Genomic DNA, 24,939 nt, shown 5'->3' with positions numbered 1-24,939 from the left:
TATCTCAACGCTATTCAGGACGGGACACACTGAATAAAAAAAGGGACGATTTCTCGTCCCTTCTTTAGCGCTTCTGCATGGGTTACTGCAGCAGTGAAATATCGGCGACCTGCAGGAACAGTTCGCGCAGTTTCGACAGCAGCGTCAGACGATTAATCCGCACCGCCTGGTCTTCTGCATTCACCATGACTTTGTCAAAGAAGTTGTCTACCGCTTCACGCAGTTGGGCCAGCTCAATTAACGCATCCTGATAGCGACCTTCTGCAAAGTAAGGCTGCAGTTTGCTGCTCAGGGCGGTAACAAAGGTGGCCAGCTGGATTTCTTCGTTCTCTTTCAACAATGACGCCTGCACGCTGTCATTCAGCGGTTCGGTCGATTTCGCCAGAATATTAGAGACGCGCTTGTTGGCAGCGGCCAGTGCGGCAGCCTCATCCAGCGTACGGAAGTGTGATACCGCCTTCATGCGTGCATCAAAGTCTGCCGGACGGGTCGGACGACGTGCCAGTACCGCCTGCAATGTATCAATGCTGTGACCTTCTTCCTGATACCAGGTGCGGAAGCGCCCCAGCATGAAGTCGATGACGTCATTAACCGCATTGGCATTGCTCAGCTTGCTGCCATACAGGCGTACGGCTTCTTCCGTCAGCGTTTGCAGATCGAGCGGCAGATTTTTCTCTACGATAATGCGCAGTACGCCAAGGGCGGCACGACGCAGTGCAAAGGGATCTTTATCGCCTTTAGGATGTTGACCAATGCCGAAAATACCGGCCAGGGTGTCCATCTTATCGGCGATCGCCAGTGCGCAGGCTACCGGGCTGGAGGGCAAATCATCCCCCGCAAATCGCGGCTGATACTGCTCGTTCAGCGCCACGGCAACATCTTCGGCTTCGCCGTCATGACGCGCATAGTGCATGCCCATCACGCCTTGCGTGTCGGTAAACTCAAACACCATGTTGGTCATCAGGTCACACTTCGACAGCAAGCCTGCGCGCGTCGCGTGGTTCACATCCGCCCCCATCTGCGCCGCAACCCAGCCTGCCAGAGCCTGAATGCGGTCAGTTTTGTCACGCAGCGAACCCAGCTCTTTCTGGAACAGCACGGTGTCGAGGCGTGGCAGATGATCTTCAAGGCGTTTTTTGCGGTCGGTATTAAAGAAAAATTCGGCATCCGCCAGACGCGGGCGAACGACCTTTTCATTACCTGAAATGATCTGCTGCGGATCGCTGGACTCAATGTTGGTCACAAAAATGAAGTTCGGCAGCAGGTTGCCAGCGGCGTCATAAACCGGGAAGTATTTCTGATCGCCCTTCATGGTGTAAACCAGCGCTTCAGAAGGCACTTTGAGGAATTTTTCCTCAAAGGTGGCAGTTAATACAACCGGCCATTCCACCAGCGACGTCACCTCTTCCAGCAGGCTGTCACTCAGGTCGGCTACGCCGCCTAAACGACGTGCCGCGGCTTCCGCATCGGCTTTGATCATGGCTTTGCGGACCTGATAGTCGGCAATCACCTGGCCGCGCTTTTCAAGCACATCCGGATACTGATCGGCGTTCTCGAGCGTGATTTCACTTTCGCCCATAAAGCGATGACCACGAATAACGCGGTCTGACTGAATGCCCAGAATCGTACCGGGGATCAGTTCATCACCGAGCAGCATGGTAACGGTGTGCACCGGACGCACAAACTGCACGTCGCTGTTACCCCAGCGCATCAGTTTAGGCACAGGCAGTTTGCTCAGGGCCGTGGCAATCATTCCCGGCAGTAATGCCTGAGCGTCCTCACCTTTAACCTGGGCACGATAAACCAGCCATTCGCCTTTATCGGTGCTCAGGCGTTCAGCCTGATCAACCGTAATGCCATTACCGCGCGCCCAGCCTTCTGCGGCTTTCGTCGCGTTGCCGTCTGCATCAAACGCTGCGGCTACTGCAGGCCCGCGCTTTTCAACTTCACGGTCAGGTTGGGCGGCACTCAGATTCGCGATTTTCAGCGCCAGGCGACGCGGCGCGGCGAACCAGAGCACCTCGCCATGGTTCAGATTGGCCGCATCCAGCTCGGCCGTAACCTGCGCCGCGAAGGCTTCCGCCAGGCTACGTAATGCTTTCGGTGGCAGCTCTTCGGTGCCGATTTCCACCAGGAACGTTTTCTCAGTCATGGCTGCCTCTTACTTTTTGTTATTGCACATCGGGAAGCCCAGCGCTTCACGAGAAGCGTAATAGGCTTCAGCCACGGCTTTGGTCAGGGTGCGGATACGCAGAATGTAGCGCTGACGTTCAGTCACCGAGATCGCTTTACGCGCGTCCAGCAGGTTAAAGCTGTGCGCGGCTTTCAGGATGCGCTCGTAAGCAGGCAGTGGCAGCGGTTTTTCCAGCGCCAGCAAATGCTGCGCTTCTTTCTCATACTGTTCAAAACAGGTGAAGAGAAAATCCACATCGGCGTATTCGAAGTTGTAAGTAGACTGCTCGACTTCGTTCTGGTGGAACACGTCGCCGTAGGTCGTTTTGCCTAGCGGACCGTCGCTCCAGACCAGATCGTAAACGCTGTCAACGCCTTGAATGTACATGGCAAGACGCTCAAGACCATAGGTGATCTCGCCGGTCACCGGTTTGCACTCCAGGCCGCCGACCTGCTGGAAATAGGTAAACTGCGTCACTTCCATGCCGTTCAGCCACACTTCCCAGCCGAGTCCCCAGGCGCCCAGCGTCGGGTTTTCCCAGTTGTCTTCGACAAAGCGAATATCGTGCACAGTCGGATCCATACCCAACGCTTTCAGCGACCCAAGGTACAGCTCCTGAATGTTGTCTGGCGAGGGCTTGATGATCACCTGAAACTGGTAATAGTGCTGTAAGCGATTCGGGTTTTCGCCGTAGCGACCGTCGGTAGGACGGCGGGACGGCTGCACATAGGCAGCGGCAATCGGCTCCGGGCCAAGTGCACGCAGGCAGGTCATTGGGTGTGAAGTACCAGCGCCCACTTCCATGTCCAGTGGCTGAACAATGGTGCAGCCCTGGCGCGCCCAGTAATCTTGCAATGTCAGGATCAGGCCCTGAAAGGTCTTGGTATCAAACTTTTGCATGATGAGTTCGCACGCGGTTCGGCTAGATAAAAAAAGAGTGCGACAGTATACCCTTTGACCGCGCGATGTGCAGCCGGAAATCCTGCCGTGCAGCCCCGAACGTAGATTTTAGGACGCCGTTCGGCACCCAAGCGCCGCTGAACGGCGAAATTAACCTGTGCCGTTTGGCTTTTTTCATGCGATCTTGCGCACAGAGGGTTCTGAATCCCTGTCAACGCGCTTGTTGACTGCGACGCGACTGGCTACGCTTTGCACCGGGACGCACTGCGCCAGAGGAAACCATGTCGCAAAAGATTTACTGGATAGATAATTTGCGGGCGATTGCCTGCCTGATGGTCATCGTCATTCACACTACCACCTGGTATCTGGCCGGGCCGATGGCGATAAAAGGTCACTGGTGGGACGTTGCCAACCTGTTCAACTCGACGTCGCGCATCTGTGTGCCGCTGTTTTTTATGATTTCCGGCTACCTGTTCTTCGGGGAGCGCAGTGCGCAGCCACGTCATTTATGGCGGCTTGTGGGGTGCCTGCTGTTTTACAGTGCCGTCTCGCTGGTCTATATCAGCCTGCTGACGCCCATCGGTGAAGGACGCTCGATTTTAAAAATGCTGCAGAAGCCGGTGTTTTACCATCTGTGGTTTTTCTTCGCGCTGATCGGCATTTACCTGCTGTCGCCACTGATTCAGGTAAAAAGCGTACGACCGCGCTACGTCGCGTTGCTGGTGTTGGTTTTGGTGGTGCTGGCGAATCCCAATACCATGGATCAGTCATGGGGACGATTCCACTGGTTGCCGATTAACCTGTATATGAGCGGAGACAGTATTTACTACCTGCTCTACGCGCTGTTAGGCCGGGCTATCGGAACCATGGAAACAGACAGGCGCGGCGTGACTGCGCTCGCGGCGGTGGCTTTCCTGGCCTGCGTGACCGGCATTATGCTTGGCACCAAACGGGCGCTAATCGTCAACGGTGCGTTTAACGACACCTGGTATCTCTACTGCGGACCGCTGGTTTTTATTGCGGCCATCAGCGCCCTGCTGGTATTCAAAAATGCCTTTAATCAACGAACCTTGCCCGGTTTAGCGACGATTTCACGTTACTCGCTGCCCATTTACGGTTTTCACGCGCTGTTTATTCATTTCATCCGCACCAACCACTATGACGATATGACGCGGCCCTGGCTGGATCTGCCTGCCGTGTTCACAGTCACCCTGGCAGGCAGTTTACTCCTGGCGATGATACTCAGTCGGATAGACAGACGGCACTGGGTGACCTGAGGGCTATGTTGTCAGATTCCACCCCCGGGCGCGCCATAGCCCGGGCAACGCGGCCATATCCGTGAACACCGTGACCAGTGGATGATCAAGCGCCGGGTTATGTGCATCGGCACAGTAATAGAACACCGGCATGCCGGCGGCGATACCGGCCTGCGCGCCCGCTTCAGAGTCATCCACCAAAATACAGCGTTCAACAGGGACCTGCATGTGCCGGGCGGCGTGAAACATGAGTTCTGGCTCGGGTTTCCAGTGGCCAATGTCGTAACCGCTGTAAAGATGATCGGCAAAATAGTCCAGCATGCCGGTCAAGCCCAGCGAGTGCTGCATCTTCTTGACCGTGCCGTTGGATACCACACACACCGGCACCTTCATCTGCTCCACCAGCGCCTTCGCCCCGGCGATCGGCTTCAGTTCAAGATCAAATAATCGCGCCACTTCGCTGCGGTAGGCAGGTTCAACCTCCTCCAGCGGTAAGGTTATCCGGTGCGATTCCGCGACATCGCGGATAATGTCATACAGTTTTACCCCTTTATACTTTTCAAACATCTCCTGCAGGGAGAGCGTAATACCGTAACGGGCAAACGTGGTGACATAAGCGCGGGTGCACAGTACTTCACTGTCTACCAGGGTACCATCGCAATCGAAAAAGACGCATTCTGCTGACATCTGACTCAATCCTTTTATGTGGGTGCCCTTACACTTTAACGTAACCCTGTCGAATTGCGATAATGGCAATCGGTTGCGAAAAATCATTGTATTGCAGGGGCAAAATCGCCAGGATACGCGCCGGTGAAATTTTCTTCTGGATAAATGGCATGAACAAACACGGCCTTTTTCAGCGCGTATTTAAGCTGCAGGAACATGGTACAACGGTTCGTACCGAGGTCATCGCAGGCATTACCACGTTTTTGACCATGGTCTACATCGTCTTTGTTAACCCACAGATTTTGGGTGTCGCAGGCATGAATACCCAGGCGGTGTTTGTGACGACCTGTCTGATTGCCGCGTTTGGCAGCATTCTGATGGGCCTGTTCGCTAACCTGCCGGTGGCGCTGGCACCCGCGATGGGCCTCAATGCCTTTTTTGCTTTCGTCGTCGTGGGGGCCATGGGCTACTCATGGCAGGTAGGAATGGGCGCAATCTTTTGGGGGGCGCTGGGGCTGTTGATCCTGACGCTGCTGCGCGTCCGCTACTGGATGATCGCCAACATTCCGCTCAGCCTGCGCGTCGGCATTACCGCTGGCATTGGGTTATTTATTGCGATGATGGGGCTAAAAAACGCCGGCATCATTGTGGCGAACCCGGATACGCTGGTCACTGTGGGTAATCTCAGCTCACATCATGTCCTGCTGGGCGCACTGGGTTTCTTTATTATCGCCATTCTGGCGTCACGCAATATTCACGCCGCCGTGCTGATTTCGATGATCGTCACCACGGCGATTGGCTGGATGCTGGGCGACGTTAAGTTTGTTGGCGTATTCTCTGCGCCCCCTTCAATCACCTCGGTGGTCGGTCAGGTCGATATTACAGGTGCATTTAATGTTGGCATGGCCGGCATTATCTTCTCTTTTATGCTGGTCAATCTGTTTGACTCGTCCGGTACGCTCATTGGTGTTACCGATAAAGCCGGACTCGCCGATGAAAAGGGTACTTTTCCGCGGATGAAGCAGGCGCTGTATGTCGACAGTATAAGTTCTGTGACCGGCGCGCTGGCGGGCACCTCGTCCGTTACGGCCTATATTGAAAGTACCTCTGGCGTCGCCGTAGGCGGTCGTACCGGCCTGATGGCAGTGGTTACCGGTCTTCTGTTCCTGCTGGTGACGTTTTTGTCGCCGCTGGCGGCCATGGTTCCGGCTTATGCCGCAGCAGGCGCGCTGATCTACGTTGGCGTACTGATGACGGCCAGCCTGTCGCGGGTGAAATGGGACGATCTGACGGAAGCCGTCCCCGCGTTCGTTACGGCAGCAATGATGCCCTTTAGCTTCTCAATCACCGAAGGCATCGCGCTGGGCTTTATTGCTTACTGTGTGATGAAGCTGGGCACGGGGCGCTGGCGTGAAATCAGTCCCTGCGTGGTGATCGTCGCATTACTGTTTGTGCTTAAAATCGCGTTTATCGACGGACACTAAGCGGCGATAAACGACTTTGCGCGTGCTGGCGACTGGCCTCAGCGGTCAGGATAAGGCCAGCGCGCGTCCATTCAGCGTCGTCAGACGTATCATCTGCGTACCCGCATCCGGCTTGTCCAGGGTGATATCACGCAGTTCAGACCACTGGCCGTCGCCGGTTATTTCCCATAAGTGCAAGTGCCGTACCTGAGGTGATAAAGCACAGGACCACACCAGCGTGGGCTCGGCATCACACAGAATTTGCAGATCGGTATGAAGCGTTGAACGGAGGCGTCCGGCGCCGGGTAGCAGCTGGAGCGACGTCAGTCCTGTTTCATCTCCCCCCTGGAGTTTCATCACGCTGCGACGTAGCGTCCAAATCTGCGTCACCGCCTCAGGCACGTCTTGCTGGGCATTAATCCAGGTGATTTCTCCCGAACTTAAGCCCTGCATCATCTGTTCCTGCGTCTGACGACTGTGCGCCCGCACGATATCAATCTCCAGCCCAACCTGACTGCGCTCTTCAGCCAGCAGTACGCCAACGGTATTCCCTGCGTAGGCAATATTAAAGTCCGGGAGATCGGGGTCCACGAAGGCCGGGCGGCCGTTATGGCAGTTAACTATCGGAGGAAGATGATGAAGGCCATAAACGCGTTGCATGAGCTGCTTCAATATAATGCGCGCCGCCAGAAAGCGCTCGCGACGTTTATCCGCCACGTGTCGCACGCTGTCGATAACGTCCTGCGTCATTGTCATGTCAACGAGCCGTTGGCCGGGGTTGCCTGCCCAACGAACAAAATGACCAGCCATCTGTCGCTCCATGAGAATGGTCAGATAATCATCAGCAGGATTATAAGCGCTTTTTCTGGCTGCCGCATTCGGCATACCGTAAACCCTTCGCTTTTCAGAAAAGCATCAGGCTGACACCCGCACGGCAGGCAGCATAAACCGTCAGGGATGGGCGCTACGAAACGACCGTAACGCTCAGGGATGTCAGACGAACTGGCACGCCTGCTCAAGGCTCAGACGGGGTAAACGGGGATGAAGCTTATCCGGGATGCCATAACCCAAATTAATTAACAGATTGGCCTGCCAGGTCGTATCGGCAAAAAAGGCCTCGTTCACTTTTAACGGATCAAAACCCGACATCGGCCCGGCATCCAGCCCCAACGCGCGCGCTGCCAGAATAAAATATCCTGCCTGCAGGCTACTGTTACGAAAGGCCGTCTCTTTGACCAAATCCGGTGTGTTGGTAAACCAGTTACGCGCATCGGCATGTTGAAACAGCATCGTCAGGTGCTGATAAAATTCGCTGTCCCAGGCAATAATAACGGTGACCGGGGCATTCATGGTTTTCTCAAGGTTGCCTGACGCCAGCGCCGGTTTCAGCTTTTCTTTCCCCTCCGCGGAGGTGACAAAAACGAAGCGTCCCGGCGAGCAGTTTGCAGAAGTTGGGGCCAGGGCAACGAGCTGATAGAGTTGCTCCAGCAGGGCCGGGTCCACGGGTTTTTGCTGCCAGTGATTGTGAGTGCGGGCATGGTAAAAAAGGGTATTCAGCGCGTTATCATCAAGCGATGTAGTCATTATAACTCTCCAGGGAAGACATCCAGTATTCAACCTATACGGTGAGTTCAGGTTTTTGGATGCATTCCGGCCCGTCTTATCGCGTTTTTTGACCGTCAATGCACAGCAAAAAACGCGGGGCAGAGCATCCTTAACAATAATAACCTACGCCACAATAACGAATAAGCAACACATTACGGTTTATCCCGTGAGCGGCGGCGTTCTGTTTTTGCCATGCCGCTGACGGGTTACGTGCTGTACATTATTTGCCGATACAGAAGCTCGAAAAAATGCGTCCCAGCAAATCGTCCGAGGTAAATTCACCGGTAATTTCGCTGAGCGCCTGCTGCGCAAGGCGCAACTCCTCTGCCAGCAACTCGCCTGCCCAGGCACCTAAGAGCTGAGATTTGCCCTGTTCCAGATGCGTCGCAGCACGCTCCAGTGCCTGCAGATGACGACGGCGTGCCAGGAAGCCACCTTCCATATTATCGGCAAAGCCCATGGTCTGTTTGAGATGGTCGCGCAATGTGTCCAGGCCTTCGCTGGTTCTGGCTGAAAGCCTGATAAGCGAATGACCATCGACTTCTGTCAGGCCCAGTGTTTCACCGGTGATGTCGGCTTTATTGCGCACCACGGTAATCGGCAACTGGGGCGGCAAGCGTGCGACAAAATCTGGCCAGATCTCAGCCGGTTCGGTTGCGTGAGTAGTGGTGCCATCGACCATAAACAGCACTCTGTCGGCCTGTTCGATTTCGTGCCAGGCGCGTTCAATACCAATACGCTCCACTTCATCGCTGGCTTCACGTAACCCGGCGGTATCAATGATATGCAACGGCATACCGTCAATATGAATGTGCTCACGCAGTACATCGCGCGTCGTACCGGCGATATCGGTCACGATGGCCGCCTCACGTCCGGCAAGCGCATTAAGCAGGCTGGATTTTCCGGCATTCGGCCGACCGGCAATGACAACCTTCATCCCTTCACGCAACAGGCTGCCCTGTTTGGCTTCGGCACGCACGGCATCAAGATCGCTGATGACCGTATTCAACTGCCCTTCGATTTTACCGTCAGACAGAAAATCGATCTCCTCATCGGGGAAATCAATCGCCGCCTCAACATAGATACGCAGATGAGTCAGTGCTTCCACCAGATGATTAATACGGACAGAGAATGCGCCCTGCAGTGAGTTGACCGCCGATCGTGCCGCCTGTTCTGAGCTGGCATCAATCAGATCGGCAATGGCTTCTGCCTGCGCTAAATCGAGTTTGTCGTTCAGAAAGGCACGCTCAGAGAATTCACCCGGTTGGGCAATGCGCAGACCCGGCAGCGCCACAATCCGTTTCAGCAGCAGATCCAGAATCACCGGCCCGCCGTGCCCCTGCAATTCCAGCACGTCTTCCCCGGTGAATGAGTGGGGGCCGGGAAACCATAGCGCGATCCCCTGATCCAGCACGCTGCCGTCACTATCGTTAAACGATAAATAGTCGGCATAACGCGGTTTGGGCAGTTTACCCAATATCTGCTGCGCAACCTCGGCGGCTCGCGGACCGGAAATACGCAAAATGCCAACGCCGCCGCGTCCGGGCGGGGTTGCCTGAGCAACAATGGTATCGCTATGGCTCATAAATTCTCTCTCACTACAAAAAACAAAGGCGGTCGCTTTGACCGCCTGAGCATAACCGTTTTTATCGCGGGAGACCTCCCGCGACGGCTTTACGCTTTCTTCTTGTCGCGGCTGTGTAAGCCACGTTTTTCCAGCCCGCGATAAATCAGCTGCTGCTGGAGGATGGTCACCAGGTTACTGACGATGTAGTACAGCACCAGACCTGACGGGAACCACAGGAAGAACACGGTGAAAATCACAGGCATATACGTCATGATCTTCTGCTGCATCGGATCGGTCACGGTGGTCGGTGACATCTTCTGAATGAAGAACATGGTGATGCCCATCAGAATCGGCAGAATATAGTACGGATCCTGTGCTGACAGATCGTGGATCCATAAAATGAACGGCGCATGACGCAGTTCTACCGAGCCGGACAGCATGTAGTACAAGGCAAGGAAGATAGGCATCTGAATCACCAGCGGCAAACAGCCACCCAGCGGATTCACTTTTTCTGCTTTATACAGCGCCATCATTTCCTGGCTCTGCTTCTGCTTATCGTCACCTAAACGCTCACGCATCGCCTGAATCTTCGGCTGCAGCATGCGCATTTTCGCCATCGAGGTGTACTGCGCTTTGGTCAGCGGGTACATGATGCCACGCACGATGAACGTGATGATGATGATGGAGAAGCCCCAGTTACCGATAAAGCTGTGAATGAACTTCAACAGTTTAAACAGTGGCTGAGAGATGAACCATAACCAACCGTAGTCAACCGTCAGGTCAAGGTGAGGCGCAATGGCAGCCATCTTGTCCTGAATTTCCGGGCCAACCCACAGCGTGGCATCCAGCGTCTGTTGTGCACCCGGCGCGACGGTTACCGGCGCGGATTTATAGCCGATGGCGGCAACGCCATTACCCAGATTACTGGTGTAAAGCGTATTCGCGCCCTGGGTGCGCGGCACCCATGCGGTGGCAAAATACTGCTGCAACATCGCTACCCAACCATTGCTGGTATTGGTATTGAGGTTTTCGTTATCCGCGATGGTATCGAACTTAATCTTTTCGTATTTCGATTCGCTGGTGGAGTAAGCCGTACCGCGGAAGGTGTGCAACGCAAAGTTGTTGCTGCCGGTATCACGGTGTTTAGGCAAATCGATGGTCTGCTTTAACTGGCCAAACATCGACAACTCCAGCGGCTGCTGGCTGGTATTGTTGATGTTGTAGTCAACATTAACCGCATAGTCGCCACGCTTGAACACGAATGTCTTGGTATAGACAACGCCGTTTTCAGCGGTGAACGTCATCGGCACACGCAGTTCGCTCTGACCGTCAGCCAGTTCGAAATGGTCCTGGGCGGTGTTATACAGCGGACGCGCACCATTATTAGGATTATCCGGACCATTACGACCCGTTAAGCCACTTTGCGCCTGGTAAACAAACGACGGTGTGGTTTCCAGCAGCTCGAACGGCTTATCAGAACCCAGCTTATCTGGGTAAGTCAGCAGTTGTGCCTGGTCAACATCGCCACCGCGGGTGTTGATAGTTAATGACAGGACATCAGTCTTAACGGTGATCGTTTTACCCTGGCCGCTGGCCGGTACACCCTGGCCTGCAGCATCACCGGCTGCACTGTTTGTGTTCTGCGTGGTCTGGGTCTGCAAAGGCTTCGGAGCATGGTCCGTCTGCCAGGCTTGCCAGATCATGAAAGACACGAACAGAAAAGCGATGAGAAAGAGATTGCGTTGCGAATCCATCGTTAATGTTCTCTGGTATCAAAGGTTTTTGGCGGCACAGGATCGTCACCACCCGGGTTCAAAGGGTGGCATTTTAATACGCGTTTTAAAGTCAACCAACTGCCTTTTATCACGCCAAACCTGCGTAAGGCCTCAATTCCGTATTGAGAGCAGGTCGGATGAAACCGACAGTGTGGCCCCAGTAATGGACTGATGCCGCGTTGATAAACGCGTATCAGGACGATCAGGAACCGCGCGCCAGGCGACAGTGACGACGCCATAATTTCTCCAACGCTTCCGCCAACATACGGTTATCGAGATCGGCAACACCCTTCTTCGCAACCACCACAAAGTCCATCGACGGTAATTCATGCTGACGCAGACGAAAGCTTTCGCGGGTCAATCGCTTGATCCGGTTGCGTTCGTGGGCGCGTTTCACATGTTTTTTCGCGACAGTAAGACCGATGCGGGGATACCCCAGCGCGTTGAGGCGGCCGAGAATAGTAATTTGCGGCGTGCCAGCCCGTTGTGGCTGCTGAAAGACGAAAGTGAAATGAGTGGGAGTTAACAAACGTAACTCCCTGGGAAATGCGAGCTTACCCACCAGGGTTAGCTTTATTACTTAGAAACGGTCAGACGAGAGCGGCCTTTAGCACGACGACGTGCCAGAACCTGACGACCATTTTTAGTTGCCATACGAGCACGGAAGCCGTGTGAACGGTTGCGCTTCAGTACGGACGGTTGAAAAGTGCGTTTCATGGCGATTTCTACCTAAACTTGAAAATTTTCACTGGGTGACGCGTTTCCGGACCAAAAAACAGACCGACGCCTCAATGTGTCTTTAATAAAGAGGCGGGATTGTAATAATTGTACAGTCCCGAGTCAATTTACTTCGCTTGTCGCGGTACCAGAAACCCGGATTACAGCCCGCTGAGTCCGGGCATTGAGCATGACGCGACAACGCCGGGGGAAGAATTATACGGGGTCTGTGTTAAAGCGCAAGGATCGCGCAGGATCTTATTGCGATCAAATGGGCGCGTTAGTAAGCAAAAACGAGAGCTCGTCCGAAAAATTGAATCATTCAGCGCGATCCCAGGTGGTTTTTTCTACCACAAGCGTAAACTTTCTTCCGCGTTCATGTCCTGTGGATAAAAAGGATAAAAACTGTGTAGAAAGGGAAGATCTCTGTCGCGCTTTGCGCTATGATCCGCCCTTCCTCTGACGATCCTCCAATGATTGCAGGATGGAAAACCGCTGATAGCGGTCGCAGGCGCTTTCTTTCGTCTGTGTCAAAAATGAACGTTTCTTAGATTAGCGCCTACTTTTCTTATCGAATTTGTACGAGTGGAGTCCGCCGTGTCACTTACGCTTTGGCAACAGTGTCTTGCCCGTTTGCAGGATGAGCTTCCTGCCACCGAATTCAGCATGTGGATCCGTCCACTTCAGGCTGAATTAAACGACAATACGCTTGCCTTATATGCTCCTAACCGCTTCGTACTCGACTGGGTTCGGGATAAATACCTTAACAGCATCAATGCATTGCTGAATGAATTCTGCGGTGTCAACGTGCCGTTGTTGCGTTTTGAGGTGGGCACGCGCCCGGTTCAACAAGCCGCAGCGGTAAACCAGCCTGTCATGGCCAGCGTCAGTGCTCCGGCTGCACCCGTTCAAAACCGCCCGGCACCTGCGCAGATCATGCGCCCAAGCTGGGATAATGTGCCTGCGCCAGCGGATGTGACTTATCGTTCTAACGTCAATAATCGCCATAACTTCGATAACTTTGTCGAAGGTAAATCGAACCAGCTGGCACGCGCGGCGGCGCGCCAGGTGGCTGACAATCCTGGCGGGGCCTATAACCCACTGTTTCTCTATGGCGGTACGGGCCTGGGTAAAACCCACCTGTTGCATGCGGTAGGTAACGGCATTATTGCGCGTAAACCCAATGCCAAAGTGGTTTACATGCACTCCGAGCGCTTTGTGCAGGACATGGTTAAAGCGCTGCAAAATAATGCTATCGAAGAGTTTAAGCGCTACTACCGTTCGGTTGACGCGCTGCTGATCGATGACATTCAGTTCTTTGCCAACAAAGAGCGTTCTCAAGAAGAGTTTTTCCATACCTTTAATGCCCTGTTAGAAGGTAATCAGCAGATCATCCTGACTTCGGATCGTTATCCTAAAGAGATCAACGGCGTCGAAGATCGTCTGAAATCGCGCTTTGGCTGGGGCTTAACGGTAGCGATCGAACCGCCAGAACTGGAAACCCGCGTCGCGATCCTGATGAAAAAGGCGGATGAAAACGATATCCGCCTGCCGGGCGAAGTGGCCTTCTTTATTGCCAAGCGTTTACGTTCCAACGTGCGCGAGCTGGAAGGGGCACTGAACCGGGTCATCGCCAACGCCAATTTTACCGGCCGGGCGATTACGATCGATTTCGTTCGCGAAGCGCTGCGGGATCTCCTGGCGTTGCAAGAGAAGCTGGTCACTATTGATAATATTCAGAAGACCGTTGCTGAGTACTACAAAATTAAAGTCGCAGACCTGCTCTCTAAGCGCCGTTCGCGCTCGGTAGCACGTCCGCGTCAAATGGCGATGGCGATGGCTAAAGAGCTGACCAACCACAGTTTGCCGGAAATCGGCGACGCTTTTGGTGGTCGCGACCATACCACGGTGCTTCACGCTTGCCGTAAGATTGAGCAGTTGCGTGAAGAAAGCCACGACATCAAAGAAGATTTCTCAAATCTCATCAGAACATTATCTTCGTGACGCTATGAAATTTATTGTTGAACGTGAACAGTTGCTAAAGCCGCTGCAGCAAGTCAGTGGTCCATTAGGTGGTCGCCCGACGCTGCCAATCCTCGGCAACCTGCTGATGCAGGTTAATGAAGGCTCTTTGTTGCTGACCGGCACCGATTTAGAAATGGAAATGGTCGCACGGGTTGCGCTAACCCAGGCGCACGAGACCGGCGCGACGACCGTTCCGGCACGCAAATTTCTGGATATTTGCCGTGGCCTGCCGGAAGGCGCGGAGATAAACGTAACGCTGGAAGGCGAGCGCATGTTAGTGCGCTCTGGCCGTAGCCGCTTTTCGCTCTCTACGCTGCCCGCCAGTGATTTCCCCAATCTGGATGACTGGCAGAACGAAGTTGAATTCACGCTGCCTCAGGCCACGCTAAAACGCCTGATCGAAGCCACCCAGTTCTCTATGGCCCACCAGGATGTACGTTATTACCTGAACGGCATGATGTTTGAGACGGAAGGCGAAGAGCTGCGTACGGTTGCTACCGACGGACACCGTCTGGCGGTCTGCTCAATGCCCATTGGCCAGGCGCTGCCAAGCCATTCAGTGATTGTGCCGCGTAAAGGGGTCATCGAGCTGTTACGCCTGCTGGACGGCGGCGATACGCCGCTTCAGGTGCAGATTGGCAGCAGTAATATCCGCGCGCACGTTGGCGACTATATTTTTACCTCCAAGCTGGTGGACGGCCGTTTCCCTGATTATCGTCGGGTATTGCCTAAGAACCCGGATAAAGCCCTGGAAGCAGGCTGCGATCTGCTGAAACAGGCTTTTGCCCGTGCGGCGATTCTCTCTAATGAGAAATTTCGCGGCGTTCGGCTGCATATCACCGAAAATCAGCTGAAAATTACCGCCAATAATCCTGAGCAGGAAGAAGCGGAAGAGATGCTGGATGTCAGCTATAACGGCAGCGAACTCGAAATTGGCTTCAACGTCAGTTACGTACTGGATGTGCTGAATGCCCTTAAGTGCGAGAATGTGCGTCTGTTGCTGACGGATTCGGTATCAAGCGTGCAGATTGAAGATGTGGTGAGTCCGGCAGCGGCCTATGTCGTCATGCCAATGCGTTTGTAGAACACGGGCTAATCGGTTCGCTATTTTCATCCGTTCAGTGCGCCTCTCTGGTCACATACGTTGTATGCACCAGGCGCGCTGAGCGTGTGAAAACAAGCAGAACCGCTAACGTCCGGAACCACTGAGATTTGATAAACCTCATTTGCCCTTCACGCTGGATTGATTCATGGCTTTAACCCGCCTGCTGATAAAAGATTTTCGTAATATTGAACAGGCTGACTTAGCGTTAGCGCCAGGGTTTAATTTTCTGGTGGGTGCGAATGGTAGCGGTAAAACCAGCGTGCTTGAGGCGATTTATACACTGGGACACGGCCGTGCTTTCCGCAGTTTACAGGCGGGCCGGGTGATTCGTCACGATCAGGCGGCGTTTGTGCTGCACGGTCGGCTCGAAGGTCAGGAGCGCGAGCTCTCGGTGGGGCTGAGTAAAAACCGGGCCGGAGAAAGCAAAGTCCGCATTGATGGCAGCGATGGTCACAAAGTCGCTGAGCTGGCGCAGCTGTTGCCGATGCAGTTAATTACGCCAGAAGGTTTTACTCTACTTAACGGTGGCCCCAAATATCGCAGAGCCTATGTAGACTGGGGCTGTTTTCATAATACGCCAGGCTTTTTTAATGCCTGGAGCAACCTCCGCCGCCTGCTTAAGCAACGCAATGCGGCGTTGCGTCAGGTCACGCGCTACAGCCAGATTCGTCCCTGGGATCAGGAACTGGTCCCGCTGGCCGAGCAGATCAGCCAGTGGCGCGCCGAATACAGCGCGGCCATCTCAGCCGAAATTGTCACCACCTGTGGACAGTTCTTACCCGAATTTGATCTGCGTTTTTCGTTCCAGCGTGGCTGGGACAAAGAAAGCGATTACGGCGAGCTGCTTGAACGCAACTTCGAACGCGATCGTGCCCTGACTTATACCGCCAGCGGCCCGCACAAAGCGGATTTCCGTATTCGTGCCGAAGGTACGCCGGTGGAAGATTTACTCTCACGCGGTCAGCTTAAGCTACTGATGTGTGCATTGCGTCTGGCGCAGGGCGAGTTCCTGACCCGCCAGAGCGGACGCCGTTGTGTTTACCTCATTGATGACTTTGCCTCTGAACTGGATGACAGCCGTCGTCGCCTGCTGGCGCAACGACTGAAAGCTACCCAGGCACAGGTCTTTGTCAGCGCCATCTCTTCGGAGCATGTAATCGACATGACTGACGAAAAGGGCAAGATGTTCCGCGTGGAACAGGGTAAAATAGCGGTTCAACCTAAAGATTAAATGAGCGAGAAACGTTGATGTCGAATTCTTATGACTCTTCAAGTATCAAAGTCCTGAAAGGGCTTGATGCGGTACGCAAACGCCCGGGCATGTACATCGGCGATACCGATGACGGAACCGGTCTGCATCACATGGTATTCGAGGTCGTGGATAACGCAATCGACGAAGCGCTCGCCGGTCACTGTAAAGATATCGTCGTCACCATCCATGCGGATAACTCTGTCTCCGTACAGGATGACGGACGTGGTATCCCAACCGGCATCCACGAAGAAGAAGGTGTGTCGGCAGCGGAAGTCATCATGACCGTCCTGCACGCCGGTGGTAAGTTTGATGACAACTCTTATAAAGTGTCTGGCGGCCTGCACGGCGTGGGTGTTTCCGTTGTTAACGCCCTGTCGCAGAAGCTGGAGCTGACCATTCGTCGCGAAGGCAAAGTGCATCAGCAGATCTATGTGCACGGGGTGCCTCAAGCGCCACTGGCGGCCACTGGCGATACCGACGCAACCGGTACCCGCATCCGTTTCTGGCCAAGTCATGACACCTTTACCAACGTTACCGATTTCGAATACGACATTCTGGCGAAACGCCTGCGTGAACTGTCCTTCCTGAACTCTGGCGTGTCGATTCGTCTGGAAGACAAGCGTGATGCAAGAAATGACCACTTCCACTATGAAGGCGGCATTCGCGCTTTTGTTGAGTATCTGAATAAGAACAAAACGCCTATTCACCCCACCGTATTCTATTTCTCTACCGAAAAAGATGGCATTGGCGTAGAAGTGGCACTGCAGTGGAATGACGGCTTCCAGGAAAACATTTACTGCTTCACCAACAATATTCCACAGCGCGACGGCGGTACGCACCTTGCCGGTTTCCGCGCGGCGATGACGCGCACCCTGAATGCCTACATGGATAAAGAGGGTTACAGCAAGAAAGCCAAAGTCAGCGCGACCGGTGACGATGCGCGTGAAGGGCTGATTGCAGTGGTTTCGGTAAAAGTACCGGATCCGAAATTCTCTTCACAGACCAAAGACAAACTGGTTTCTTCAGAAGTGAAATCGGCCGTTGAACAGCAGATGAACGAACTGCTGGCTGAATATCTGCTGGAAAATCCGGGCGATGCAAAAATCGTTGTCGGCAAAATTATTGATGCTGCACGCGCCCGTGAAGCTGCACGTCGTGCCCGTGAGATGACCCGCCGTAAAGGCGCGCTGGATCTGGCTGGCCTGCCAGGCAAACTGGCGGATTGTCAGGAGCGCGATCCGGCGCTGTCAGAAATCTACCTGGTGGAGGGTGATTCCGCAGGCGGTTCTGCCAAGCAAGGCCGTAACCGTAAGAATCAGGCCATTCTGCCGCTTAAAGGTAAGATCCTGAACGTCGAGAAGGCGCGCTTCGATAAGATGCTGGCTTCTCAGGAAGTGGCAACGCTGATTACCGCGCTCGGCTGCGGCATCGGTCGCGATGAATATAATCCAGATAAACTGCGTTATCACAGCATCATCATCATGACCGATGCGGACGTCGACGGCTCACACATTCGTACGCTGCTGTTGACCTTCTTCTATCGCCAGATGCCAGAAATTATCGAGCGTGGCCACGTTTATATCGCGCAGCCGCCGCTGTACAAGGTGAAAAAAGGCAAGCAGGAGCAGTACATCAAGGACGATGAGGCAATGCTTCAGTACCAGATTGCTATTGCCCTTGACGGTACCTCGCTGCACACCACCGCCAGCGCACCGGCGTTAGGCGGCGAACCACTGGAAACACTGGTGGCTGAATTCAACAGCACCCAGAAGATGATCAAACGTATGGAGCGCCGTTATCCGGTCGCCATGCTGCGTGCGCTGATCTATCACGATACCCTGAGCGATATCAGCAACGAAGCGCAAGTGACCCTGTGGATCAACGGCCTGGTTAGCTACCTGACCGAACGCGAAGCGCACGGCAGCACCTATCTGGCACAGGTTCGTGAAAACCGTGAGCAGAGCGTCTTTGAGCCAGTTTTACGCGTCCGTACGCATGGCGTGGATACCGACTATCCTCTGGATGCCGAGTTCCTGCAGGGTGCAGAATACCGTAAGATCTGCACTCTGGGCGGCAAACTGCGCGGTTTGCTGGAAGAAGATGCCTATATCGAACGCGGCGAACGCCGTCAGCCTGTCAGCAGTTTTGAACAGGCGATTGACTGGCTGGAGAAAGAGTCGCGTCGCGGTCTGTCGGTCCAGCGCTATAAAGGTCTGGGCGAGATGAACCCGGAGCAGCTGTGGGAAACGACCATGGACCCGGACAGCCGCCGTATGTTACGCGTGACCATCAAAGATGCGATTGCCGCCGATCAGCTGTTCACCACACTGATGGGCGACGCGGTTGAACCACGCCGTGCCTTCATCGAAGAGAATGCGCTGAAAGCCGCAAATATTGATATCTAATCGCCCTGCGATGAGCAAAACCCTTCCCCTGGAAGGGTTTTTTTTTGCCTGACACTGCCGCCGGTTTACACATCGCCAGACGGGCGGTGGCCAGATTATGGTGTAAGCGTGCGATAAAGCGCCGACGAACTGGTCAATATGCGCTGAATCGCGCTAGCATTGCAGCAAACCTGACACAACGAGGATGCTATGGCTATAAAACTGATCGCAATTGATATGGATGGCACGCTGCTGAATCCGCAGCATGAGATCACGCCAGGGGTAAAAACAGCGCTGAACCGCGCCCGGGAAAAGGGTGTTTCCATTGTGTTAGCGACCGGCAGGCCTTTCGTTGGCATTGAACGTTATCTGATGGAGCTGGATCTGCAAACCAGCGGACAGTTCTGCATCAGCAATAACGGTGCCCTGGTTCACCGGGCAGAAGATGGCGAGGTGGTCGCGGATGTGACGCTGGGTTATGACGATTATCTGTATGTCGAGAAGCTGGCTCGGGAACTGGGCGTGCATTTTCAAGCCTTTGATAAGTCGCATCTTTACACGCCAAACAAAGACATCAGCGAATTCACTATTCACGAATCCAGCCTGACCGGTATTCCGGTACGCTATCGCGCCGTGGAAGAGATGGACCCGACCACCCGCTTCCCGAAACTGATGATGATTGATAAGCCCGCCCTGCTCGATGCGGCGATTGCAAAGTTACCTCAACATGCACATCAAACTTACACCATCCTGAAGAGTGCGCCCTATTACCTGGAGATCCTCGATCGCCGGGTGAATAAAGGCTACGGTGTAAAAATGCTGGCTGAAAAACTGGGACTTAAAGCGGAAGAAGTGATGGCGATAGGCGATCAGGAAAACGATCTGGCCATGATTGAATACGCAGGCACCGGTGTGGCAATGGGCAATGCCATTGAATCGGTTAAGCAGATTGCGCAGTTCGTCACCAAAACCAACAGGGAAGATGGTGTTGCGCACGCGATTGAAAAATGGGTGCTTTAGCCTGTTCTGACGCACGGTGAGGCCGCCGTTGATTGCCTCTTATGAGGCTGTTTCATCCATAAATACACGCGCGTAATTTGCCGCCCCCTGTTCACTGGATTTTGCTATGTCTGAAAAACAGATCACCTTTGCATCGCGCCACCATCAGTTGACGAACATCAACGTCTGGACCGCTGACAGCCAGTGGCTGGCATTTGATGTGCGGCCTTCCGGCGCTTCTTTTACCAGCCAGACCATTGAGCGCGTGAATGTGAACACGGGCGAAGTGGAGGTGTTATATCAGGCAAAGGATGGCGCGCACGTTGGCGTCGTCACCGTAAGTCCGACATTGCCCCCACGTTACGTTTGTATCCATGGGCCTGAGCACCCTGACGAAAGCTGGCATTACGATTTTCATCATCGGCGCGGCGTGATCGTGGCAGAGGGCCAGGCCGAAAACCTGGATGCATGCGATATCACGCCGCCCTTCACGCCAGGTGCCCTGCGTGGCGGCTCCCACGTGCATGTTTTTAGCCCGGATGGCACACGCATTAGCTTCACCTATAACGATCACGTAATGCACGAACGGGATCAGCGTCTTGACCTGCGTAATGTCGGCATCGCCGTACCACTGCGATCGGTTAAGCCAGAAAAGCAGCACCCGCGCGAATACGATGGCAGCCATTTTTGCGTGTTAATTAGTGAAACGACCGCCAGTCCGCAGCCGGGTAGCGACCACATCAACCGGGCATATGAAGAGTGCTGGATTGGCAACCAGGGCTATCAAAAACCTGACGGTAGCTGGCAACGCTGGGCCATCGCCTTTATCGGTGACACCTTTTCCACTACAGGAGAAAAGTGTCCCGAAGTGTTTGTCGTCGATCTGCCTGAAGCGCTGGAAGCGTATGCAATGCCGGGAGGTTTACCGCTGGAAGGTGATAACGATCATCTACCTGCGCCGCCGGCTGGCGTTCGGCAACGCCGCATAACGACGACTCAAGGGCTGGCGTTACAACCTCGCCACTGGCTGCGAAGTTCGCCAGATGGCAGTGCGATAGCGTTTTTAATGGCAGACAGCCAGCAGGTGATCCAGCTTTGGCGCGTGTCGCCTAACGGCGGCAAACCCCATCAGGTGACCCGCCTGCCCAGCAGCATCCAGTCGGCGTTTAGCTGGCGGCCCTGTGGCGAAGCCATTGCCTTTATCTGCGATAACAGCGTTATGCTTTGCCGCGTGGCAACCGGTGAGTGTCAACGCTTGACGGTACGACGTCGTGAGGCACCGTCCGGTGAGGCCGTGGTCTGGTCACCAGACGGAAAGCAGATTGCTTTTATGCGTGAAAAAGAGGGCTGGCGGCAACTGTTTACCGTTGCGGTTGCATAGCGGGCATGGGTTGAGCATGGGCCAGGTTTTCCTCGGTGTGCGCCAGCTTTTCACTCTGCAGCACCCGGGCGCGCGGTGAATCCAGACGTTGGTCGCTATCGCTACGATAATAATCCCAGGGTAACAACAGCGTATCCATTACCGCAGAAAAAGGCAGGTCAACCAACGCCAGCGGCTTAAGCGCCCAACTGGCATTGCTGTCGGTAAGAATATCAGCGCTGGCGCGCGTGCCCGGATAATAGCCCTGGCTTGCTCCGGTATGCGTCATCACACTGGAACATCCACTTGAAACGACCGCGCAGCACATCACGCCTGCCAGCGGTAACCTTTTCATCATTTTCATATCGTCATCCCTTCAGTCCTGGCAACACCTGACTGAGTTGGCTCGCCAGAATACCTTATCACCCGCTAGTGAAGTCCGTTCTGGTCCGGCTATGTACCCCTGAGTGTATGTCATTTCACCGATTTGGCGAAAAAATTACGTACGGCACCTTGAAAGCATGTTACCTGCACCCATTTTTATAGCAGGCCGTTAAGGTTGCCGCCGTAAGGGGCAATGCGGTACGACACAACCTGTCCACTGCTGGAAGGTTGCCAAAACTTGCTGACATTCAGGAGTATTTTTATGCGTAACTTTGATCTGTCTCCACTTTATCGCTCTGCTATCGGTTTTGATCGTTTGTTCAACCTGCTTGAGTCCAATCAAAATCAGAGCAATGGGGGTTATCCTCCTTATAATGTCGAACTGGTTGATGAAAACCATTATCGCATTACCATCGCGGTGGCCGGTTTTGCCCAGAGTGAACTTGATATTACTGCCCACGATAACGTGCTGATCGTGCGTGGTGCCCATCCAGAAGAGCAGACTGAACGTAAGTATCTCTATCAGGGCATCGCCGAGCGTAATTTCGAGCGCAAATTCCAGCTGGCTGACCATATCGTCGTGCGTGATGCGCGTCTGGAAAATGGGTTATTGAGCATTGATCTTGAGCGTCTGGTGCCTGAAGAAGCAAAACCACGCCGGATTGAAATTCTGAAATAAAACTAAGTCATTCTGGATAACGGCCACAGCATTGCTGCTGTGGCCGTTTTTTTATGGATGACATTGGCAATAAAGACGTTTTGCAGCCCTGCCTCGTTGAAGCGTGTATCAGGGCGATGCGGCGACTGACGCGGGAACGGGCAAAGCGAAGCATAATGAGGCATCAGGTTTGCAATAGCCTCATGGAGCACGTTGCGGTGGCGTTAAAATCAGTGCTGAATCTGTGCCAGCTCTTCTTCGCTCAGGCCCGTCATTTTCATTACGGTAGAGAGATCGAGACCATTCTGCAGCATGGTTCGCGCGACTTCGCGTTTACCTTCATTGCGGCCTTCCTGTCGTCCGAGCTGAATCCCTCGCTCAATGCCTTTCTGAATGCCTTTTTGTTCAAGCTGCTGTGCGATAGTCATTAGCGCGTCTCCGTGTTGCGGTACCCGCCGGGCGAGTTCCTGGATAAAAGCCTCGACGGCCAGGGTTTCCCCCGCCTGCATAATATAATGTACTAAGGATACGACCTGTGATGATGAAAGATAACCGGACAGCAGCACAGGGACAAGTCTGTCCATCAGATCGGCGAGATCGCGCTGATGGATGTGCTTTTGCAGCAGGGTCAGTGCGGCCATACTGCGATGGCCCGCGATTTCATCATCAGGTATAACCGTGATATCAACCAGGGGAAAACATGTACTGTACAGTTTGCTGGCCAGCGCCGGCTGGATAAATTCATCCAGCCAGCAGGTGGAATAAGGATAGGGCCGGCGTTTACCCATATAAAACAGCACCGGTATAACCAGCGGCAGCTTTTTATGACCGGCGTCGAGATGGCGCTGCATCGCCGCAACCGCATAGCGCAGAAGCCGGAACGCCATATGTTTATCGGGCGAAGACTGGTGCTCAATCAGCACATGAATATATCCCTCACCGCATGCGGTTTTCAGGCTATAAAGCACATCGCTGAAATACTGACGCAGATCCGCTTCGACAAAGGAACCTGACTCCAGCTTTAAGGTACTCAGATCACAAATAGCATGCAGCTCGTCAGGAAGATGAAGATCCATGAAATCGCGCGCAATCTCAGGCTGGGTTAAAAACTGGCGGAAAGTCGCATCGTGTGGTGTTGGCGTTGAGTTTTTCTTCTTCATGGCATCGGGCCTGAATGATAAGAATCAGCGTTTCTCAACCCGGGAATAACGCAAAAGGTTGAGAGCGTCGTGCGATGTATCTGGTCTTTTATCTTGCCAGGGAGGGTGATACTTTCATGCAGAGGGCGAGGTGTCCAGGTTAACGCTCTTTTATGAGTAATGGGTTCCATATTAGCGCTTGCCAATCGGGTTCTACTAAAAAAGACCAGCGCCTCCATGATTTTAAAAAAGCAGATACATCACAAAAAATTCCATGATGAATAATGCTTAGATAACTCAATCTATATTTTCATGTAAATCATGTTTATGTAATAACAACTTATTCAGAAGTTGATCATAAGAATTAATTTTTTGAAAAAAATTATACTGTTTAATTCCCATAGGCTCATACAGGATCACGTTTAGCCGGATCAATCGTGTTGACGAAAAACGCTTATTGCTAGAGGCTACCAAAAGGACAGGTTAGATTATTATCGAATACGACACTGCATTAAACGTCCTTTCCGACATACGTGGAGTCTCTTTATGGCAATAACCCGACGCTTTATTTTACAAGCCGGAGGTGCACTAAGTGCGCTTACCGTTTTTAACGCCCTCAGCAACACGCCTTTTAGCTCAGGGGAAAAACAACCTGTGTTGAACGTCCCCGTAGGCAGCGTGGACTGCCATATGCACCTTTATGACGATAAATATCCTGCTGTACCCGGTGCAAGCTTACAACCCGCCAATGCATCGCTTGCCGATTACTCCTCGTTGCAAGCCCGCCTGGGACTTCACCGCATGGTCATTGTCACGCCTTCAACCTACGGCACAGATAACCGGCTGTTGATGGAGGGCCTTAAGCAGAGTGCAGGCCATGCAAGGGGCGTGGCCGTTATCGATACGTCAGTGAGTAATGCAGAGCTACAAGAAATGGATCGGCATGGCGTACGTGGTATTCGTTTTAATCTGAGCAGAGGAGGAACATCTCTGGATAATCTGGAGCCTCTTGCTTCCCGAATAGCACAGTGGGGATGGCATATTCAGGTCGTTGCGCCCGGCGAAAAACTGGCTGAGCTGGAATCGCGCCTGGCGGCGCTGCCCACAAAACTGGTTATCGATCATATGGGGCATATTCCGCAACCAGAGGGAATCACATCTCCTTGTTTCCAGACAGTAACCCGTCTCCTTGAAGCAGGTAACACCTGGGTAAAACTGTCTGGGCCATACATCAAGTCCCGCGTCGGCCCCCCGGGCTATGAGGACGTGGGTCAGGTCGCCGCGGAACTGGTAAGGATTCGGCCTAACCGCCTGTTGTGGGGAAGTGACTGGCCACATCCTACAAAAGAAGAACACGATAAGCCCGATGATGCCGCCATACTCGATTTACTGGCGCGCTGGGCACCCTCGTCCGCAGACAGGATGTTAATTCTGCGTGATAACCCATCTGAGCTCTACGGCTTTGATAACCGCGCCCTCGGATAAACATGCAGTAAAGGATATGGTACGCT

General features: G+C 53.6%; 22 protein-coding genes. 10 read left to right on the top strand and 12 right to left on the bottom strand.

Going from position 1 to position 24,939, the window contains the following annotated elements; translation table 11 throughout:
* Positions 1 to 82: 82 nt before the first annotated feature.
* Both glyS and glyQ read right to left on the bottom strand, forming a co-directional pair.
* Complete coding sequence (glyS, locus tag FBY13_RS15465) at positions 83 to 2,152, bottom strand: glycine--tRNA ligase subunit beta (protein ID WP_145394565.1); 2,070 nt, start codon at positions 2,150 to 2,152, stop codon at positions 83 to 85.
* A 9-nt stretch (positions 2,153 to 2,161) separates the two neighbouring features.
* Positions 2,162 to 3,073, bottom strand: a complete 912-nt coding sequence (gene glyQ, locus FBY13_RS15460; RefSeq protein WP_109717925.1) for a glycine--tRNA ligase subunit alpha — start codon at positions 3,071 to 3,073, stop codon at positions 2,162 to 2,164.
* Between the two features lie 281 nt (positions 3,074 to 3,354).
* Between glyQ and FBY13_RS15455 the strand changes: the two genes are divergently transcribed.
* Complete coding sequence (locus FBY13_RS15455; RefSeq protein WP_063877836.1) at positions 3,355 to 4,350, top strand: acyltransferase; 996 nt, start codon at positions 3,355 to 3,357, stop codon at positions 4,348 to 4,350.
* Positions 4,351 to 4,353: 3 nt separating this feature from the next.
* Here the strand turns inward: FBY13_RS15455 and yieH are convergent, their stop codons facing one another.
* Positions 4,354 to 5,016, bottom strand: a complete 663-nt coding sequence (gene yieH, locus FBY13_RS15450) for a 6-phosphogluconate phosphatase (protein ID WP_063877835.1) — start codon at positions 5,014 to 5,016, stop codon at positions 4,354 to 4,356.
* 149 nt (positions 5,017 to 5,165) lie between these two features.
* On the opposite strand from yieH, the gene FBY13_RS15445 reads away from it, so the two are divergent.
* Positions 5,166 to 6,479, top strand: coding sequence for an NCS2 family permease (locus FBY13_RS15445; protein ID WP_145394564.1), 1,314 nt, complete (start codon positions 5,166 to 5,168; stop codon positions 6,477 to 6,479).
* A gap of 45 nt (positions 6,480 to 6,524) precedes the next feature.
* Here FBY13_RS15445 and FBY13_RS15440 read toward each other — a convergent pair whose 3' ends face one another.
* The 7 genes from FBY13_RS15440 to rpmH all read right to left on the bottom strand — a co-directional run bounded on the left by FBY13_RS15440 (position 6,525) and on the right by rpmH (position 12,122).
* The gene (locus FBY13_RS15440) at positions 6,525 to 7,268 is read right to left on the bottom strand and encodes a 4'-phosphopantetheinyl transferase superfamily protein (protein WP_109717961.1); all 744 of its coding nucleotides are present in this window, start codon (positions 7,266 to 7,268) and stop codon (positions 6,525 to 6,527) included.
* A 183-nt stretch (positions 7,269 to 7,451) separates the two neighbouring features.
* Complete coding sequence (locus FBY13_RS15435) at positions 7,452 to 8,042, bottom strand: malonic semialdehyde reductase (RefSeq protein ID WP_063877833.1); 591 nt, start codon at positions 8,040 to 8,042, stop codon at positions 7,452 to 7,454.
* A gap of 241 nt (positions 8,043 to 8,283) precedes the next feature.
* Positions 8,284 to 9,648 (bottom strand): tRNA uridine-5-carboxymethylaminomethyl(34) synthesis GTPase MnmE, encoded by a 1,365-nt coding sequence (mnmE, locus tag FBY13_RS15430; RefSeq protein ID WP_096012580.1) that lies wholly within the window; start codon positions 9,646 to 9,648, stop codon positions 8,284 to 8,286.
* Positions 9,649 to 9,737: 89 nt separating this feature from the next.
* The gene (yidC, locus tag FBY13_RS15425) at positions 9,738 to 11,384 is read right to left on the bottom strand and encodes a membrane protein insertase YidC (RefSeq protein ID WP_063877831.1); all 1,647 of its coding nucleotides are present in this window, start codon (positions 11,382 to 11,384) and stop codon (positions 9,738 to 9,740) included.
* A gap of 2 nt (positions 11,385 to 11,386) precedes the next feature.
* Entirely contained in the window at positions 11,387 to 11,644 is a 258-nt protein-coding gene (gene yidD, locus FBY13_RS15420; protein ID WP_006121380.1) for a membrane protein insertion efficiency factor YidD, read from the bottom strand.
* The gene (gene rnpA / locus FBY13_RS15415; RefSeq protein WP_013023999.1) at positions 11,608 to 11,967 is read right to left on the bottom strand and encodes a ribonuclease P protein component; all 360 of its coding nucleotides are present in this window, start codon (positions 11,965 to 11,967) and stop codon (positions 11,608 to 11,610) included. Before rnpA ends, yidD begins: the two co-directional genes overlap by 37 nt.
* Before the next feature lie 14 nt (positions 11,968 to 11,981).
* Complete coding sequence (gene rpmH, locus FBY13_RS15410) at positions 11,982 to 12,122, bottom strand: 50S ribosomal protein L34 (RefSeq protein ID WP_003849659.1); 141 nt, start codon at positions 12,120 to 12,122, stop codon at positions 11,982 to 11,984.
* 597 nt (positions 12,123 to 12,719) lie between these two features.
* Here rpmH and dnaA point away from each other — a divergent pair.
* From dnaA to FBY13_RS15375, 6 genes are all read left to right on the top strand, one after another.
* Positions 12,720 to 14,126 (top strand): chromosomal replication initiator protein DnaA, encoded by a 1,407-nt coding sequence (gene dnaA / locus FBY13_RS15400; protein ID WP_063877830.1) that lies wholly within the window; start codon positions 12,720 to 12,722, stop codon positions 14,124 to 14,126.
* 4 nt (positions 14,127 to 14,130) lie between these two features.
* Positions 14,131 to 15,231 carry a DNA polymerase III subunit beta gene (gene dnaN, locus FBY13_RS15395; protein WP_063877829.1) on the top strand — a complete coding sequence of 367 codons (1,101 nt, stop codon included), beginning with the start codon at positions 14,131 to 14,133 and terminating at the stop codon, positions 15,229 to 15,231.
* A 166-nt stretch (positions 15,232 to 15,397) separates the two neighbouring features.
* Positions 15,398 to 16,483, top strand: coding sequence for a DNA replication/repair protein RecF (recF, locus tag FBY13_RS15390; RefSeq protein WP_063877828.1), 1,086 nt, complete (start codon positions 15,398 to 15,400; stop codon positions 16,481 to 16,483).
* A gap of 17 nt (positions 16,484 to 16,500) precedes the next feature.
* Positions 16,501 to 18,909, top strand: a complete 2,409-nt coding sequence (gyrB, locus tag FBY13_RS15385; protein WP_063877827.1) for a DNA topoisomerase (ATP-hydrolyzing) subunit B — start codon at positions 16,501 to 16,503, stop codon at positions 18,907 to 18,909.
* 189 nt (positions 18,910 to 19,098) lie between these two features.
* A complete protein-coding gene (gene yidA / locus FBY13_RS15380; protein WP_063877826.1) occupies positions 19,099 to 19,908 on the top strand; it encodes a sugar-phosphatase in 810 nt (269 codons plus the stop codon).
* Positions 19,909 to 20,014: 106 nt separating this feature from the next.
* The gene (locus FBY13_RS15375; protein ID WP_145394563.1) at positions 20,015 to 21,268 is read left to right on the top strand and encodes a DUF3748 domain-containing protein; all 1,254 of its coding nucleotides are present in this window, start codon (positions 20,015 to 20,017) and stop codon (positions 21,266 to 21,268) included.
* Here FBY13_RS15375 and FBY13_RS15370 read toward each other — a convergent pair.
* Positions 21,249 to 21,611, bottom strand: a complete 363-nt coding sequence (locus FBY13_RS15370) for a YceK/YidQ family lipoprotein (RefSeq protein ID WP_096012575.1) — start codon at positions 21,609 to 21,611, stop codon at positions 21,249 to 21,251. The genes FBY13_RS15375 and FBY13_RS15370 overlap by 20 nt on opposite strands.
* A gap of 282 nt (positions 21,612 to 21,893) precedes the next feature.
* On the opposite strand from FBY13_RS15370, the gene ibpA reads away from it, so the two are divergent.
* The gene (ibpA, locus tag FBY13_RS15365; RefSeq protein WP_014332924.1) at positions 21,894 to 22,310 is read left to right on the top strand and encodes a small heat shock chaperone IbpA; all 417 of its coding nucleotides are present in this window, start codon (positions 21,894 to 21,896) and stop codon (positions 22,308 to 22,310) included.
* 209 nt (positions 22,311 to 22,519) lie between these two features.
* Here ibpA and FBY13_RS15360 read toward each other — a convergent pair whose 3' ends face one another.
* The gene (locus FBY13_RS15360; RefSeq protein WP_145394562.1) at positions 22,520 to 23,449 is read right to left on the bottom strand and encodes an Rpn family recombination-promoting nuclease/putative transposase; all 930 of its coding nucleotides are present in this window, start codon (positions 23,447 to 23,449) and stop codon (positions 22,520 to 22,522) included.
* Between the two features lie 525 nt (positions 23,450 to 23,974).
* Between FBY13_RS15360 and FBY13_RS15355 the strand changes: the two genes are divergently transcribed.
* Positions 23,975 to 24,913 carry an amidohydrolase gene (locus FBY13_RS15355; protein ID WP_145394561.1) on the top strand — a complete coding sequence of 313 codons (939 nt, stop codon included), beginning with the start codon at positions 23,975 to 23,977 and terminating at the stop codon, positions 24,911 to 24,913.
* The last annotated feature ends 26 nt before the right edge of the window (positions 24,914 to 24,939 follow it).

It is taken from the genome of Pantoea sp. SJZ147, assembly GCF_007828605.1.
GTDB lineage: Bacteria > Pseudomonadota > Gammaproteobacteria > Enterobacterales > Enterobacteriaceae > Pantoea > Pantoea allii.
This window is presented reverse-complemented; position numbering and strand designations above follow the sequence as displayed.